General features: G+C 51.5%; 15 protein-coding genes. 4 read left to right on the forward strand and 11 right to left on the reverse strand.

The window, feature by feature from the left end; all coding sequences use genetic code 11:
• Positions 1-39 precede the first annotated feature (39 nt).
• From mutS to DFER_RS14765, 6 genes are all read right to left on the reverse strand, one after another.
• Positions 40-2,634: a DNA mismatch repair protein MutS gene (gene mutS / locus DFER_RS14740; RefSeq protein WP_015812447.1), complete on the reverse strand. Its 2,595-nt coding sequence runs from the start codon at positions 2,632-2,634 to the stop codon at positions 40-42.
• An 89-nt stretch (positions 2,635-2,723) separates the two neighbouring features.
• Positions 2,724-3,329 (reverse strand): pseudouridine synthase, encoded by a 606-nt coding sequence (locus DFER_RS14745; protein ID WP_015812448.1) that lies wholly within the window; start codon positions 3,327-3,329, stop codon positions 2,724-2,726.
• Positions 3,330-3,340: 11 nt separating this feature from the next.
• Positions 3,341-3,892, reverse strand: coding sequence for a Uma2 family endonuclease (locus DFER_RS14750; RefSeq protein ID WP_229206005.1), 552 nt, complete (start codon positions 3,890-3,892; stop codon positions 3,341-3,343).
• A gap of 118 nt (positions 3,893-4,010) precedes the next feature.
• Positions 4,011-4,775: an exodeoxyribonuclease III gene (locus DFER_RS14755; RefSeq protein WP_015812450.1), complete on the reverse strand. Its 765-nt coding sequence runs from the start codon at positions 4,773-4,775 to the stop codon at positions 4,011-4,013.
• Positions 4,776-4,800: 25 nt separating this feature from the next.
• Positions 4,801-6,627 (reverse strand): hypothetical protein, encoded by a 1,827-nt coding sequence (locus tag DFER_RS14760; protein WP_229206006.1) that lies wholly within the window; start codon positions 6,625-6,627, stop codon positions 4,801-4,803.
• A gap of 37 nt (positions 6,628-6,664) precedes the next feature.
• Positions 6,665-7,297 carry a hypothetical protein gene (locus DFER_RS14765; RefSeq protein ID WP_015812452.1) on the reverse strand — a complete coding sequence of 211 codons (633 nt, stop codon included), beginning with the start codon at positions 7,295-7,297 and terminating at the stop codon, positions 6,665-6,667.
• A 148-nt stretch (positions 7,298-7,445) separates the two neighbouring features.
• Between DFER_RS14765 and DFER_RS14770 the strand changes: the two genes are divergently transcribed.
• The gene (locus DFER_RS14770) at positions 7,446-8,024 is read left to right on the forward strand and encodes a DUF4494 domain-containing protein (protein ID WP_015812453.1); all 579 of its coding nucleotides are present in this window, start codon (positions 7,446-7,448) and stop codon (positions 8,022-8,024) included.
• A gap of 96 nt (positions 8,025-8,120) precedes the next feature.
• Here the strand turns inward: DFER_RS14770 and DFER_RS14775 are convergent, their stop codons facing one another.
• Entirely contained in the window at positions 8,121-8,861 is a 741-nt protein-coding gene (locus tag DFER_RS14775) for a hypothetical protein (protein ID WP_015812454.1), read from the reverse strand.
• 102 nt (positions 8,862-8,963) lie between these two features.
• Between DFER_RS14775 and DFER_RS14780 the strand changes: the two genes are divergently transcribed.
• Positions 8,964-9,770, forward strand: a complete 807-nt coding sequence (locus DFER_RS14780; RefSeq protein WP_015812455.1) for a UDP-2,3-diacylglucosamine diphosphatase — start codon at positions 8,964-8,966, stop codon at positions 9,768-9,770.
• On the opposite strand, the gene DFER_RS14785 is transcribed toward DFER_RS14780, so the two are convergent.
• From DFER_RS14785 to DFER_RS14800, 4 genes are all read right to left on the reverse strand, one after another.
• The gene (locus DFER_RS14785; protein ID WP_015812456.1) at positions 9,767-10,522 is read right to left on the reverse strand and encodes a carboxypeptidase-like regulatory domain-containing protein; all 756 of its coding nucleotides are present in this window, start codon (positions 10,520-10,522) and stop codon (positions 9,767-9,769) included. The two genes, DFER_RS14780 and DFER_RS14785, sit on opposite strands and share 4 nt — an antisense overlap.
• 168 nt (positions 10,523-10,690) lie before the next feature.
• Positions 10,691-11,524, reverse strand: a complete 834-nt coding sequence (locus DFER_RS14790) for a phosphatidate cytidylyltransferase (RefSeq protein WP_015812457.1) — start codon at positions 11,522-11,524, stop codon at positions 10,691-10,693.
• The gene (locus DFER_RS14795; protein ID WP_015812458.1) at positions 11,496-11,717 is read right to left on the reverse strand and encodes a putative signal transducing protein; all 222 of its coding nucleotides are present in this window, start codon (positions 11,715-11,717) and stop codon (positions 11,496-11,498) included. The genes DFER_RS14790 and DFER_RS14795 overlap by 29 nt, the downstream gene beginning before the upstream one ends.
• 21 nt (positions 11,718-11,738) lie before the next feature.
• Positions 11,739-12,704 carry a CPBP family intramembrane glutamic endopeptidase gene (locus tag DFER_RS14800; RefSeq protein ID WP_015812459.1) on the reverse strand — a complete coding sequence of 322 codons (966 nt, stop codon included), beginning with the start codon at positions 12,702-12,704 and terminating at the stop codon, positions 11,739-11,741.
• Between the two features lie 129 nt (positions 12,705-12,833).
• Here DFER_RS14800 and dusB point away from each other — a divergent pair, with 129 nt between their 5' ends.
• Both dusB and DFER_RS14810 read left to right on the forward strand, forming a co-directional pair.
• The gene (dusB, locus tag DFER_RS14805) at positions 12,834-13,823 is read left to right on the forward strand and encodes a tRNA dihydrouridine synthase DusB (protein ID WP_015812460.1); all 990 of its coding nucleotides are present in this window, start codon (positions 12,834-12,836) and stop codon (positions 13,821-13,823) included.
• Positions 13,817-14,344, forward strand: coding sequence for an acyl-CoA carboxylase biotin carboxyl carrier protein subunit (locus DFER_RS14810; RefSeq protein ID WP_015812461.1), 528 nt, complete (start codon positions 13,817-13,819; stop codon positions 14,342-14,344). Before dusB ends, DFER_RS14810 begins: the two co-directional genes overlap by 7 nt.
• The last annotated feature ends 21 nt before the right edge of the window (positions 14,345-14,365 follow it).

A 14,365-nucleotide genomic window follows, 5' to 3' on the forward strand; every position in this document is an offset into this window, starting at 1 on the left:
GTCGGTTGTAGGAGATTTATTTGGTGTAAATAGATAGTTTTATTTCTTGATCAGTTTCTGAAACTCGTTTAGTTTCAGAAGTGCTTCAATGGGCGACAGTGTGTTTACGTCCACCAGCAGCAGCTTTTCTTTCAGCTCGTCCAAACGCGGATCGGCCGGCTCGAAAATGCTGAGCTGGAAATTGTTTTTAGGAATGTCCTTCACACGCTTCTTGTGCTCGTGCGCCACGTGGTCCTTTTCCAGATGCTGCATGATTTCGCTCGCACGTAACACGATAGGCTGCGGCATACCGGCGATTTGCGCCACGTGGATACCGAAACTGTGCGCGCTGCCGCCAGGTTTCAGCTTGCGCAGGAACACCACCTTGTTGTCCACCTCCTTTACGGCTACATTAAAGTTTTTGATGCGCGGGAAGTCCTCCGCCAGCTGGTTCAGCTCGTGGTAATGCGTCGCGAAAAGCGTTTTGGGCCGGCAATCGGATTGGTTGTGAAGGTATTCGGTAATGGCCCAGGCAATGGAAACGCCATCGTAGGTGCTCGTTCCCCGGCCGATTTCATCCATTAATACCAAGCTTTTACTGCTCAGGTTATTGAGAATGCTGGCGGTTTCGGTCATTTCGACCATAAAGGTACTCTCGCCACGGCTCAGGTTGTCGCTCGCTCCCACCCTTGTAAACACTTTGTCGACAATGCCGACGGTCGCCGATCTGGCGGGGACGAATGAACCCATTTGCGCCATGAGCACGATCAGCGCCGTTTGGCGCAGCAATGCGGACTTACCGGCCATGTTCGGACCGGTGATGATGATGATCTGCTGGCTCGAATCGTCCAGGTAAACGTCGTTCGGCACGTAGCTTTCGCCCACGGGCAGCTGCTGCTCGATCACCGGATGCCGGCCTTCTTTGATATCCAGCTCATTGCCTTCGCTGATCACCGGCTTTGCATACTTGTTTTTACGCGCTGCCAATGCAAACGAGCTTAGCACATCGAGGGCCGAAATTACCAAAGCATTCTGCTGGATGGCACCTACAAACTCGGCTGCTTTTTGCACCAATTCACTGAAAATCCTGAACTCGATCGCGGAAATGCGGTCTTCGGCATTCATGATCTTCTCTTCGTATTCTTTGAGCTCGGGCGTGATGTATCGTTCGGCATTTACGAGCGTCTGTTTCCTGATCCAGTCCGCAGGCACCTTGCTTTGGTGTGCGTGCGTAACTTCCAGGTAATAGCCAAAAACCTTGTTATAGGCGATTTTGAGCGAGCTGATACCCGTCCGCTCTATCTCCCGGTTTTGGAGTTTGATCAGGTAATCCTTCCCTTCGTAAGAAATGGCGTGCAGTTCGTCGAGCTCGCTGTCCACCCCGCTCTGGACCATCCGGCCCTGGTTCGACAGCACCGGCGCGTCGTCGCGCAGCTCCTTATCTATCTTTTCAACCAATGCCCCGCAGGCATCGAGCTGGGAAGCAAACTTGTCCAGGATACCGCCCGCTAGCAGTTGTTTCACCGGCGCAACCTGTTTCAGGGACTTTTTAAGCTGAACCAGTTCACGCGGATTGATACGCCGCACCGCCACTTTGGAAATAAGCCGTTCCAGATCACCGATCTGTTTGAAATAGCCCACCAGCGACTCGTGTAATTCCTCACTTGCGAGGAAATGCTCCACGGCACTCAGGCGCTCTTCGATCGGCGCCTTGTCTTTCAAAGGCAGAACCATCCATTTCCGCAACTGCCTCGCACCCATAGGTGTAACCGTGTGATCGAGGATGTCGATCAGCGGCACACCGCCTTCCTGCTGGGCATATACGAGTTCGAGGTTGCGGACGGTGAAACGGTCGAGCCACACGTATTTCTCTTCTTCGAGCCGGGTAATGCGGCTAATGTGCGCCACTTCCTTATGCTCGGTTTCGCGCAGGTAATGCAGGACAACGCCCGCCGCGATAATACCCAGCGGCAGTGATTCCACGCCGTAACCTTTCAGGGTTGTGGTCTGAAAATGCCCCGTGAGCTGCTCGTAGCCGTAATCGTAGCCAAAGCACCAGTCTTCGAGGTGAAAAGTATGGTATTTACCGCCGAAAAGTTCGTTAAATTCCTGCTTATGCTTTTTGCAATACAGCACCTCCGCGGGACCAAAGCCCTGCAACATTTTATCAATGTAAGCCGCATTGCCCTGAGAGGCCATAAACTCGCCCGTCGAAATATCGAGGAACGCGATCCCGTACAGCCCATCGGAGCCGACGTGCACGGCGGCCAGGTAATTATTTTTGCGGATGTCCAGCACATTGTCGTTGAACGACACGCCGGGCGTTACCAATTCGGTTACGCCCCGTTTCACGATGCCTTTGGCTGCGGCGGGATCTTCGAGCTGGTCGCAAATGGCCACGCGCTCGCCGGCACGGACGAGCTTGGGAAGATAGTTATCCAGTGAATGGTGCGGAAAACCGGCCAGCTCCTCATGCGCACCGCCATTGTTGCGACGCGTGAGTACGATGCCGAGAATCTTGGAAGCCCTTACGGCATCCTCTCCGAAAGTCTCATAAAAATCGCCGACCCGGAAAAGCAGCAGTGCTCCGGGGTACTTGGCTTTGATCTGATTGTATTGTTTATTAAGCGGAGTTTCTTTGTGTGCCTTTGCCAATTATCAGCCTAATTTTAAGAACAAGGATTTGTACAAAATTAAGCCTTCTCTCCGGTTTGGCAAGTCAGGGCAAATGAATTATACCATCGTCAAATGGTTCTTTCATAAAAAAGTTTGGCCTCTTTTGGTGTAACTTCCCATACGTCCCCGGGGTTAGGAAAATTTATTTTTTTGTCCGCCAATGAAATTTTTCCGATAGACCACCGCACCAGCCGCAGGGTCGGAAAACCCACCGCCGCGGTCATCCGCCGTACCTGCCGGTTTTTGCCTTCACGCAATGTAACCGACAGCCACGAAGTAGGTATATTTTTCCGGAAACGAATGGGTGGGTTCCGTTCGGGCAGCTCCGGCTCCGCTATCTTCGCAATTTCGGCCGGTAGCGTTTTGTATTGTTTCCCGTTGATGGAAATGCTCACGCCGGCCGACAGTTGCCGGCAAGCCTCGTCGGTCACTTCACCTTCTACCTGCACGTAGTATGTGCGGGTGTGCCTGTTGCGTGGTTCGAGGAGTTTTGTTTTGAGAAAATTGTCGTTGGTGAGAAGCAACAGCCCTTCGCTATCGGCATCCAGCCGACCGACGGGGTAAATATCTTTGGCAAATGTAAAACCGAGATCAGCCAGTGTCTGATGATCGCCCTCGCGGGAAAATTGCGAGAGCATGTTGAATGGCTTGTAAATGAGGAAGTATTGGAACAAAATGAAAAGTTTTACGACTTAGGCTGTTTGAGCAACGTTCCCAGATCAACTGTTAAACCAGGAAGAACGTTCTCGCCCGAAAGAACTGCATCGAAATCCTCAGTCGAAACTGACCCATCTTCCCGAAAAACATACACCTTACGATCGAACCGGTCAACCATCCACCCGAGCCTGGTACCATTCTGAATATATTCCGTCATCTTTTCAAGCACGTATTGCTTTGAATCAGATTTAGAACGGATTTCAACGACGAAGTCCGGGCAGACGTGGGCGAACTTCTCTCTTTCTTCCTCGTCCAAATTAATTAACCTTTCCGGGCTGACCCAGGATATGTCGGGTGATCTCACGGCGCCGTTTGGCAATGTAAAACCCGAAGAAGAATCCAGAAATTCACCCAGGCCTGTTTGTTCAAACCATTTGAACATAACTCCACCAATGCGGAAATTCAGGCTTGACGTAGACATTGTTGTTGGTGACATAACTATGATATTTCCATGCGAGTCCCTTTCGAACTCCAGTGTGTCGTTTACCTGGCAGAACTCAAAGAATTCATCTTCGCTCATCGGCGTCACCGTTTTCAATGTCCTTGGCATCGTGAGTTCTATAAAATCATTTAGTTTCTACGTGCATCAAAAATAAACAAATATCACCGGCATTGAAACATCCATTATCCCGGGTGCGCTACTGAATTTCCAACCACACCGGACAGTGGTCCGAATGGACGGCGTCGTTGTACTGGCGGCTGGCGATGATGCGGAATTTGAGGGGTTCGGAGACGGAAATGTAGTCGATGCGCCAGCCTTTGTTATTGCCGCGGGCGCCGGCGCGGTAGGTCCACCAGGAGTATTGCCGCAGGGTCGGGTTCATGAAACGAAACGCGTCGGTGTAACCGTTTGAGAACCATTCGGTCATCCAGGCGCGCTCTTCGGGAAGGAAACCGGATGATTTCTGGTTCCTCACCGGATCGTGGATGTCGATTTCGGTGTGCGCGATGTTATAGTCGCCGCAGATGATCAGGTTCGGGCGCTCTTTTCTCAATTCATTCACCCAAACCAAAAAATCGGTTAGGAAACGCATTTTCACACTTTGGCGCACATCGCCACTGGTGCCCGAGGGGAAATAGCAGTTCAGCACCGTCAAATCGCCGAAATCCGCCCTCAGCACGCGCCCTTCCGCATCGTAAGCGGGAATGTCGCAGCCCATTACCACGCGATCGGGCTGGATCTTCGAAAATATCGCTACACCGCTGTAACCCTTTTTCTCGGCCGCATGCCAGCCTGCGAGCTCATATCCCAGAGCCCGGAAGCCTGATAAATCCACCACATCGGGCGTGGCTTTCACTTCCTGGAAACAAAGAATGTCGGCGGGAGTGGTTTGCAGCCAGTCGAGGAGGCCGTTTTTCAATGCGGCGCGGATGCCGTTCAGATTATAGGTCAGTATTTGCATAAACGAGGGTGGCCGATGGACGGCATTAGTGATAAAGCACGTGCTTACCGGTGGAAAAAGACGCCCATTGGCCCGATTCCCCGCGTGACATGATCCACGCGCGGTATTTTCCTTCGGGAAGCTTGGGTTTGTAAACCGCGTACTGGTAATTGTTACTGTAATATGTCGCTTTTTGCAGAAAATCGGAAACCGTGTTCGGCACCGGCACCGCGGGAAGCACGATACTGTTCTTTTGGGATTCGAGCAGGAAGTAAAATGTGCCTTTGGGCGGATTTTGCGGTGTCACAAAAAACTGGAAATACTTCATATAGCGGTTGTATTCGCCGTTCCGGTATTGGAACAATGCGTCGAAGCTGCCTTCGAAGGACTTGCCGGCCACCGCTGTCTCACGAACCAGGTCTTCCTGCGCGGGCATGTCGTAAAACTGGTAAAATTCAGTGAGCCCCTCCGATTCCAGGCCGATGATCAGATCCCGCATCCGGGTCGGGTGGTTCCAGAATGGGATATCGGTGAAATTTTCGCCCACGGTCAGAAAAGTTTTATAGTTTTTCCAGAAATAGCTGTCGATCACGAGCTCGTCGTGCAGCTTACGGATCGAGACGATGGACGTGAAATAGCTCACAAAGTTTAGCCCCACAAAAAACACCGCAGCCGTAACCGCGGCAGCATTTTTCCACGATTTGAAATTCTTCAAAACCACGAGCACACACACATAACACACCGCCACCAGCACCACGCCGAATATCATATAACGCCGCGAGAATGCGGTGCCTCCGTACATCACGTAGTCATTGATCGGCCGGCTCACGACGAACATAGCGCCTGTGCCCATTAGGAACATCATCGCACCAAGGAGGAACCATTCGGCCCAGCCCGGCTTGCGGGCTATCAGTATCCGGACCGCCCACACGGCAAATACCAGCGCTAGCCCCGCCCCGAGCAGCACACAGGCAATAATGTCCTGATGAAAAGCCGGCACGAGCGGGTGCCGCACGTCGAGAAACAGGACATTACCCCAGAATGCCATCAGGAAAATCACATTCAAAACCGGGTGGTCCCAAATTTTGGTGCCTTCCGAGCTGATAAACTGGTAATCGAAAAAGAAATAGAATAGCAGCACCGCCACACTCGCGGCTACCCACCAGAGCAAGCTTTTGAAACGCTTTTGAAACGCCAGAATAATGACGCCGACGATCCATGTAAGCATGCCGCTGCCGCTCGTGAAAGTTGTGAGCAATGCCGCAATGAGCGCGATCCGGAAGCCCTTGCCATCCTCCCGCGCAAGCCCGTAGGAGGTCAGCATCGCGAAGAAGATCAGCGGGGTGTTTTGCAGCGCGGCGATCCCCCAATAGGCATTTTCAAAGAAAACCAGGTTGAAAAGTATGTAAGGTACCGGAATGAACAGGTACCAGGAAATGCGTTCTTTCCGAAGGCCGAGATATAACAGGTAGCCAATGCCCAGCAAAAAGAGGTTACCGATCACGATCTGCGTCTTGATATTGACCGTTCCCGTAACCAGCAGCATCAGCACCATGACAATCCGCTCGAAGCCGAACCGATGCTGATTGACCTGCTCAAAAAGCGCTTTCATCATGTCCGTCAAACTGCCCGCGTTACGCAGCTTCTGCACCGTTTCCAGCAGGTTAAAGTCGTCGGTGTAGGGAATATTCACGACGTGCGCATCGAGCAGTATGAAAAAGTAAACCACCGGAATTGCAATCAGGCCGATACCCAGCCATGGCCGCCACGAACGCATTTTAGCAACAAAAAACGTAGCTCCGAAAAGTAACAGCACGGCAACAACGATGCTGTAATACTCAAACAAATGAGGATTTTCTAGAAATAGCTTCAAAACAATACTCTGGGATGCTAAATGGGTGAATCAGTAATTACCGTCCGCCGGTGACCATCTGACTGGTTATTTCTTTTTCAAAAGTAATATAACCGGGGTAATTGACCTGCTTTCCGGCAATATCCAATGTAGGACGCACTTTCACAACGAACCGGGCGGGTTTCGCGTCCGACTTGCCCGTCAGCGCGAGGATCATGTTCACGAACTGATCGCGCGTTTGGTCATTGGAAAGAAGCTGATATGCATTCGTTTGCAGGCTCACTGGCACGCGTGTAGGCGTGGTGCCCGGAAGGACCTCGATGAGCTGATTCAGGTAGCCGTTGAATATCTCGCTTTCGGAAAGCAATACTTTGTATTCGAGCTGGTTGATCGCGGCGCGTTTGCGGGTCGGGTTGGTGATATCGACATTCACCCGCAGGTTGAGCGGCACGTTTTTCCGCAGCAGCCCCATGGCCAGCCCGGGATATTTGGCCAGGTCGAAATCGCTGAAACTTCTGAGGTTCCTGAACTCGCGGACATCGATACCGGCCAGATAGACGCTGTCCACCGACCCGATGTTATATTTGCAATCCCCGAAAACCTTCGCCTCTGAAACCTGGCGACTCACGCCGCAACCCGTCATAACAGCCGCAATGAGCATGAATGCGGCCATCCAAATGTGTTTTTTCATTATAATGTATTTTACGCAAGTTAAACAGTAGGTATCAGAACGCATACCTGCGGCGGGGATTATTAGTTTAAGACGTTTATTTTTTTGCGTGCTTTCGGCTCAGCGTCTACATTTGCACACTCTAAATTTTCACCCAATCAACACGAATATGGCCAGCTGGTATTTAGGAAAAATTCGGTATCAAAAAGAAGATGAAGCAGGAAGGTTGAAAACGATCAACGAGACGTATCTCGTGGATGCCGTTTCTTACACCGAATCGGAGGCCAGGCTGTACAAGCAGATCCTGACCGAAGCCAGCGATTTCAGCGTGACGGCCATCAGCAGAATGCGCCTGGCCGATCTTTTCTCCTACGAGGAAGGCGAGCAGTGGTTTAAAGCGAAGGTGATCTACTTTTCGGTGGATGAAAAAAGCGGAAAAGAGAAGAAAATCGTGAATTATATGCTGGTAAACGCCGAAGGTATCCAGCAGGCACTCGACCGGATCAACGAAAGCATGCGCAATTTCCTGATCCCCTACGAAGTGACCGACATTAACCTCACTCCGATCCTCGACGTATTCCCATACTCCGCCGACGAGGATAAAGAACCAGAAATCCCGGCCAATATGCGGCCGTTGAGCGAAGTAATGGCGGAAAGGGCGCAGGCAGCTCCTGCCCAGGCCGAAGCTCCCGCACCGGCCGATGTTGACGCCGAGGTCACAGATGAAGTACCGGCAGAGAATGCATAAATGTCATTCTGAGCGCAGTCGAAGACAGTCCGTACCGCGAACATCTCGCATACGCTTCGACCGCCCGGCGGCCCGGTCTGCTCAGCGTGACATCAGTTATTCTACCTTCAACACGGCATAACCCTTCGCATTTGCCGTGTAAGGGTCTTTTCCGAAGCTTTTCAGTTTCAAAACCACATCCTTCGAATTCATTTCCGAAAGCAGTAAGTCTGACGGCAGCAGGTTCATATAATCGAACGAAACCGGCAGGCTTACTGCGCTTTCCACGAATTCGAGGCCGTAGAGCGGATACACGCTGAACGGCGTTTTGGTAAGCCAAATTTTCTCCTGCGTGCCGGAAGTGGCGTAGGTGAGGTCGTACTCGGTGCTGGTGAACCCGAAATCTTCACGTTTGTTTTCCGTAGGCACCACGTAGGTCTTGAAATCGTCCTGCTGCTGCTTTTTCGTGTCGACATCCGGCTTGAATTCCTTCACCAGTTCGTTCACGCGCACTTTTTTACCATTCTCGTCGGTACCGCAGAAAATGTACTTCCCATCGGGAAAGCCGATCGCGAAATCAAACGCTTTGCCGCCCTGCCCGAAACTCGTTTCTTTCACAAAGCACATGGCGCCCGTGACGGGATCGAGGTGCACTTTTAATGTGCCGCTGGTTTTATCCGCTTTGTTCTGATAGTCAAAAACCAGGGCATGGCTGAAATAATATTGCCCTTTGTCGGGCTTCCACAGCAATGCGCGCTGCTTGTCGGCGGGGATCTTCTTCGGGGCTTGTGCCGATGCGGGCAAAACGGTGCCCAACAGGCCAGCCGAAAGGATTAGAATGGCTAGGTAACGTTTCATTTTCGCAGGTTCTTTAAATGGATGCAAGCTAGAAAGAGCCTGCTGAAAAACCATACCATTTCGCACGAACATTGTAAATTGCACCGCATTTGTCCCATCTACATGAGTATTTCTTTCCAGCAAAAAAGCATTACACTCGCGCAGGGCCGCCGCATTTACTTTTCGTCGGATTTTCACCTGGGCGTACCCACCGCTGCCGCCAGCCGCGAACGCGAAAAACGCATTGTACGCTGGCTCGAGTCGATCCGGCACGATGCACAGACGATCTTCCTCGTCGGTGATATTTTCGACTTCTGGTTTGAATATAACCGCGCAATCCCCAAAGGCTTTGTACGGCTGCTCGGCAAGCTGGCGGAACTGGCCGACGATGGCATTGAACTGATCATTTTTACGGGAAACCACGACATGTGGATGTCAGGCTACCTCACCGAAGAGCTCGGCGCGCCCATTTACCGCAATCCCGTGAGCTTCACGATCGATTCCCCGGCGGGACGCAAGAAGCTGCTGGTAGGCCACGGCGACGGTCTTGGCCCCGGTGACCATACCTACAAGTTTTTAAAGAAGGTTTTTGAAAATAAATTCTTCCAATGGCTGTTCCGCATCGTTCACCCGGACGTGGGCATGTGGATCGCTTCCGAATGGTCGAAACGCAGCCGGCTGGCTAATGTAAATAAGGGCGAAGAGCGCTTCCTGGGCGCGGACAATGAATGGTTATTTCAATACTGCCGTGAGGTGGAGGCCACAGCACCGCACGATTACTACATTTTCGGGCACCGGCACCTGGTGCTGGATATGCACGTGAGCGCGCATTCACGCTACATTAACCTCGGTGAATGGGTTACCCAACAGCATTATGCCGTGTTCGACGGAAATGATGTGCAATTGAAAAAGTTTGAAACGGCAGTTTAGTCGCTGCCGCGCTTTTTAGCAGCTTCCGCTTCGGCCGGACTCGGCAGGATAAAATCCTGCTTGCCGATGTTCTCACGCGGGGTCGCATTGAGCTCTTTGCTCCAATCTTTCTGTTTCAAATCCCCGTTTTTGACTGATTTGATAAACTTCGCCCACGCAAATGGGTTCAGGAACGGGAAACTTGTCGCAAAACCTTTGTTAGCCGCCGATTCCCGGCCAAACATAAGCTGGTCCATCGAGTAGCGATAGTTCGTCTGCGCATTGTTGGGCATCTGGGCCGCGAGCCTGTTGATATAATCCGGGTCGGTGCTCTTCGCCAAAGCGTCGCGCTCCGCCTGATCGGGCAATTTCAATGCAAGAAACGCCTTTTTGAACTCTTCTTCGGTCGAATACGGATAGATCGTCACGCCGGAAAGTGTTACCACATCCTCACGCAGGGCAACGATGGCCGAGTAAATGTCCGAGTTATAGCCTCTCGGAACGATATGGTATTGCTTTTTAAAACCTACGTAGCTGAACACGATGCTATCGCCGGGAAATACCGGGATGGTGAATGTACCGTCCGTTCCAGCCAATGTTCCGCGGCCAGCGTTCACGATGAAGATCGTCGCACCGGGGAGACGGTCGGTCGTCTTACCGCCGACCACCACGCCGGAGAAGATGATCGCCTTCTTCTCACCCTGAGCAAATGCTTCCCGCCCACACAACATTCCCGCAAGCACGAGGAAAAATATTAAAAAACTCCGTTTCATTCCTTCCAGATTTTGCCCCGGGACAGCCGCCCGGTAACTTAGATTAGCACGATGATAAATTTCCCTTCAAATAGTGTCTGCGAAAAGCTTGTAAAAATTCCGTTCCTTATTTTACAAACGACCCGAGTAACCGGGCATTGCCCTGCGATTTATACAAAGCGATTTTACTCAGGAAAATAACTTCAAAAATGTAACAATAAATGGTGCCGACAACAAAAGGCCGTCGAAACGGTCGAGGAAACCGCCGTGGCCGGGGATACTGCTTCCCGAATCCTTGATGGCGATACTCCTTTTGAAAAGCGATTCCACCAAATCCCCGTAAGTACCCACCACCACGATAATCGCGCCGATGCAATACCATTTCCAGGGTTCGAAGGTACGGAAATAATGCCCCAGCGCAAACGCGATAATGCCCGCAAAAACCGCGCTGCCCATCGACCCTTCCCACGACTTTTTGGGCGAAATGCGTTCGAACAGCTTCCTTTTTCCGAACTTGGTACCCGCAAAATACCCGCCGATATCCGACGCCCACAGGAGCAACAAGCTACCCAGCACGATTTCGTAGTTATAAACACCGCCGCGCAGCGCCATCACGATGATTAAAGCGAATGGCAATGCCACGTAAATGATGCCCAGGAACGTGAAACCGATATTTGTAAATGGTTTGAGATCATTCTTTTTGTAGAGCTTGATAAAAAAGATCATCGACAGCAACGGGCTGATAATGAAATAGTTTTCAAACTCGACAATGTCCTGCTCTATCAGATACGCAAGAAGCATCATGACTGTGCCACAGAACGTGCCATAATAAGTGAGCGGCTGGTTACCGTCCAGGCCCAGCAGCTTGTAAAATTCAAGCTGTGTGAGCGAGCTAATGGTGCAAAAAAGCAGTAGAAACGTCCATTCACTGTAAAGAATGCAACCGATAATGACAATCACGCCCGCAAGTCCCGTAATGGTCCTTTGCTGTAAATTACTCAGATTGTTTAAGCGCTTCCTCATTCGTCAGTATGGTTTGGGCCTGTTCAAGATCCGCCGCGGGCACATGGACTTCAAAATTTCCGAAGATCGGGTAGCTGCTGTCCTGTTTGTTCACAATCACCGCTCCGATTCCGTTTTGTTCCAAAATTTCACGGGCAATTTCCGCCCGGATCGCCTGTCCGCTCTGGTAGGCCTTCGCCCAATTCTCCTCCATTATTTGAAATGTTAAAATAACTTAAACCTTGCGCGGGACGCTTCTTGCAGCCCCTCGCCCATCTTTTCTGATTGCCCCGAGTATCGCCGCCGACACCAGCAGCGACGCCAGGATCAGCATTACCGGCATCGACCGGGCCTCCTCGATATTGATCGTCACCAGCCCAATGTTGTGTAAGTACATCATTACCAGCACGAAGCCATTATTGACAAAATGCGCCAGCACCGCCACCCACAAATTGCCGGTCCAATAATACAGATAGCCAAACAATGCACCAAGCATCATCCGTGGCAAAAACCCGTAAAACTGGAAGTGTATAGCGCTGAATATGGCCGCCGAGAGCCATATCGCGACGTGGATATTGCGTAATTCCTGAAACAATTTCGTTTGTACCACGCCCCGGAAAAGGATTTCCTCACCCAGCGCGGGAAGTAATGTCACCACGAACAATGCAATGAGCAGCTGCCCGAAACTCTGGTAGCTCGTCAGAAACTCCGTCATCACCGAAAGCTGGTCTTCCTTGTCGCGCATCCATTTTTCCAGTCCCGACAGCGCGTCCGGCAGGTCCATTGCTGCGTTCCATTCGATAAACTTGCTGTTCACCGGGATAAATGCCAGCACCACCACCACCGCCAGCGCCCAGATGTGCCAGGCCGGTTTGCGCCCGGTGCTGAATTCGCCGATGGTGCGGCGTTCGATATAAAACCAGTAAATGACTGTCGGGAGTAAGTAAGAGAAGAAATGGACGGTGCCCTGCATGATCATCAGTGCATTCCATCCGTTTGGTATTTTTTCGGGTTCGGCAAAGAGCTGTGTCAGTAGCGCCGTAACGCTCTCCGTGTCGGCGCCGAGGTATATCGCCAGCACCATCACCGCCAGCACATTCCCTACGGCCATGCCGATCAGCATAAAACCAACCAATACCAATAAACTGCCCCAGGTGCCGGGCACACGCGAAACAAGCAGATTCGGGTTACTATTTTGCATAATTGGTGTAAATTTACAGTTTATTATCAATTTATAAATAAGGGCTCCGCAAACCGGTCCGGCTGAGGAACTTGTCCTTCGGGAGGTTCCCCACAGCGACATATTACTGCGAAGCGGTGTTGAAGGATTATGGTTAAGATTGGAAATATAGAACTGAGTGAATTTCCGTTGCTGCTCGCCCCGATGGAGGACGTGAGCGACCCGCCGTTCCGCGCGGTGTGCAAGGAAAACGGGGCCGATTTGATGTACACCGAATTTGTGTCGTCCGAAGGGCTCATTCGTGATGCTGCCAAAAGCGTTCAGAAACTGGACATTTTTGAATATGAAAGACCGGTCGGCATCCAGCTGTTCGGTAGCGATGTGGAAACGATGGGCTCTTGCGCGGAGATCGCCTCACGTGTGAATCCCGACCTGATCGACATCAATTACGGATGCCCGGTGAAGAATGTCGCGTGCCGCGGTGCCGGCGCTGCATTGTTGCAGGACGTACCGAAGATGGTCAAAATGACCGAGTCGGTAATTAAATCGACGCATTTGCCGGTGACGGTCAAAACACGTCTCGGATGGGATGATAACACCAAAAACATCCAGGAAGTGGCGGAGCGGTTGCAGGACATCGGGATCAAGGCATTGTCCATTCACGGTCGCACACGCGTACAGATGTACAAAGGCGCCGCCGACTGGTCGCTCATTGCCAAAGTGAAGGAAAACCCGCGCATTACCATCCCTATTTTTGGGAATGGCGACGTGGATACGCCCGAGAAGGCATTGGAATACAAAAATACCTACGGCGTGGACGGCATCATGATCGGCCGCGCGACGATCGGCAACCCGTGGATCTTCAATGAGATCAAGCATTACCTCAAAACCGGCGAAAAACTGCCGCCGCCCACCATGGAGCAGCGCGTGGACGTCTGCCGCAGGCACCTCGAATTTTCGATCCGCTGGAAAGGGCCGGTGGCCGGTGTTTTTGAAATGAGAAGGCACTATACCAATTATTTCAAAGGGCTGGAACACTTTAAGCCATACAGAATGCGCCTGGTGGAAGCACCTACATTCGACGAGCTCGACAGCATCCTCAAAGAAATTTCGAACGATTACAGTGAAATGGTATGCTGAAAGTAAACGTGGGAAACAAGCCGCAGGCCGAGCAGCCTGAAAACGGCCAGGCATTTGAAATCGATCAGCGGAAAGAAGGCTGGTTTATCAATGGAAATGCCTTCGACGGCGACATTGCGGCGCTTGGCAACAACCGTTTCCACGTAATCTGGCAGAACAAATCCTATAATATAGAAGTAATCAGCCGAAATGCGGCTGAAAAAACGACGCATTTGCTCATTAACGGCCAGCATTACCACACCACGGCGAAGGACGACCTCGACCTGCTGCTCGAAAAGATGGGAATGCAAAACAGCTCCGCGCAAAAGATCAACAACGTGAAGGCGCCCATGCCGGGGCTAATCCAGTCCATTGCCGTGGCTGAGGGCGACAGCATTGCAAAGGGCGACAACCTGCTCGTGCTCGTGGCGATGAAGATGGAGAATGTCATCAAATCGTCGGGCAGCGGCGTGATCAAATCGCTGAAAGTGGCGCCCGGACAGATTGTTGAAAAAAACCAGGTATTATTGGAGTTTCACTAAATTACTTGTGAATCTGAACTT

The sequence above is a fragment of the Dyadobacter fermentans DSM 18053 genome (assembly GCF_000023125.1).
In the GTDB taxonomy this organism is placed as follows: Bacteria; Bacteroidota; Bacteroidia; order Cytophagales; family Spirosomataceae; genus Dyadobacter; species Dyadobacter fermentans.

What these genes read in the sequence shown, in the direction of transcription:
- DFER_RS14750 (WP_229206005.1), bottom strand. Translation starts at nt 3,892, where the DNA reads ATGAGCGAAGATGAATTCTTTGAGTTCTGCCAGGTAAACGACACACTG.
- DFER_RS14755 (WP_015812450.1), bottom strand. Translation starts at nt 4,775, where the DNA reads ATGCAAATACTGACCTATAATCTGAACGGCATCCGCGCCGCATTGAAA.
- DFER_RS14765 (WP_015812452.1), bottom strand. Translation starts at nt 7,297, where the DNA reads ATGAAAAAACACATTTGGATGGCCGCATTCATGCTCATTGCGGCTGTT.
- DFER_RS14770 (WP_015812453.1), top strand. Translation starts at nt 7,446, where the DNA reads ATGGCCAGCTGGTATTTAGGAAAAATTCGGTATCAAAAAGAAGATGAA.
- DFER_RS14775 (WP_015812454.1), bottom strand. Translation starts at nt 8,861, where the DNA reads ATGAAACGTTACCTAGCCATTCTAATCCTTTCGGCTGGCCTGTTGGGC.
- DFER_RS14780 (WP_015812455.1), top strand. Translation starts at nt 8,964, where the DNA reads ATGAGTATTTCTTTCCAGCAAAAAAGCATTACACTCGCGCAGGGCCGC.
- DFER_RS14785 (WP_015812456.1), bottom strand. Translation starts at nt 10,522, where the DNA reads ATGAAACGGAGTTTTTTAATATTTTTCCTCGTGCTTGCGGGAATGTTG.
- DFER_RS14790 (WP_015812457.1), bottom strand. Translation starts at nt 11,524, where the DNA reads ATGAGGAAGCGCTTAAACAATCTGAGTAATTTACAGCAAAGGACCATT.
- DFER_RS14795 (WP_015812458.1), bottom strand. Translation starts at nt 11,717, where the DNA reads ATGGAGGAGAATTGGGCGAAGGCCTACCAGAGCGGACAGGCGATCCGG.
- DFER_RS14800 (WP_015812459.1), bottom strand. Translation starts at nt 12,704, where the DNA reads ATGCAAAATAGTAACCCGAATCTGCTTGTTTCGCGTGTGCCCGGCACC.
- dusB (WP_015812460.1), top strand. Translation starts at nt 12,834, where the DNA reads ATGGTTAAGATTGGAAATATAGAACTGAGTGAATTTCCGTTGCTGCTC.
- DFER_RS14810 (WP_015812461.1), top strand. Translation starts at nt 13,817, where the DNA reads ATGCTGAAAGTAAACGTGGGAAACAAGCCGCAGGCCGAGCAGCCTGAA.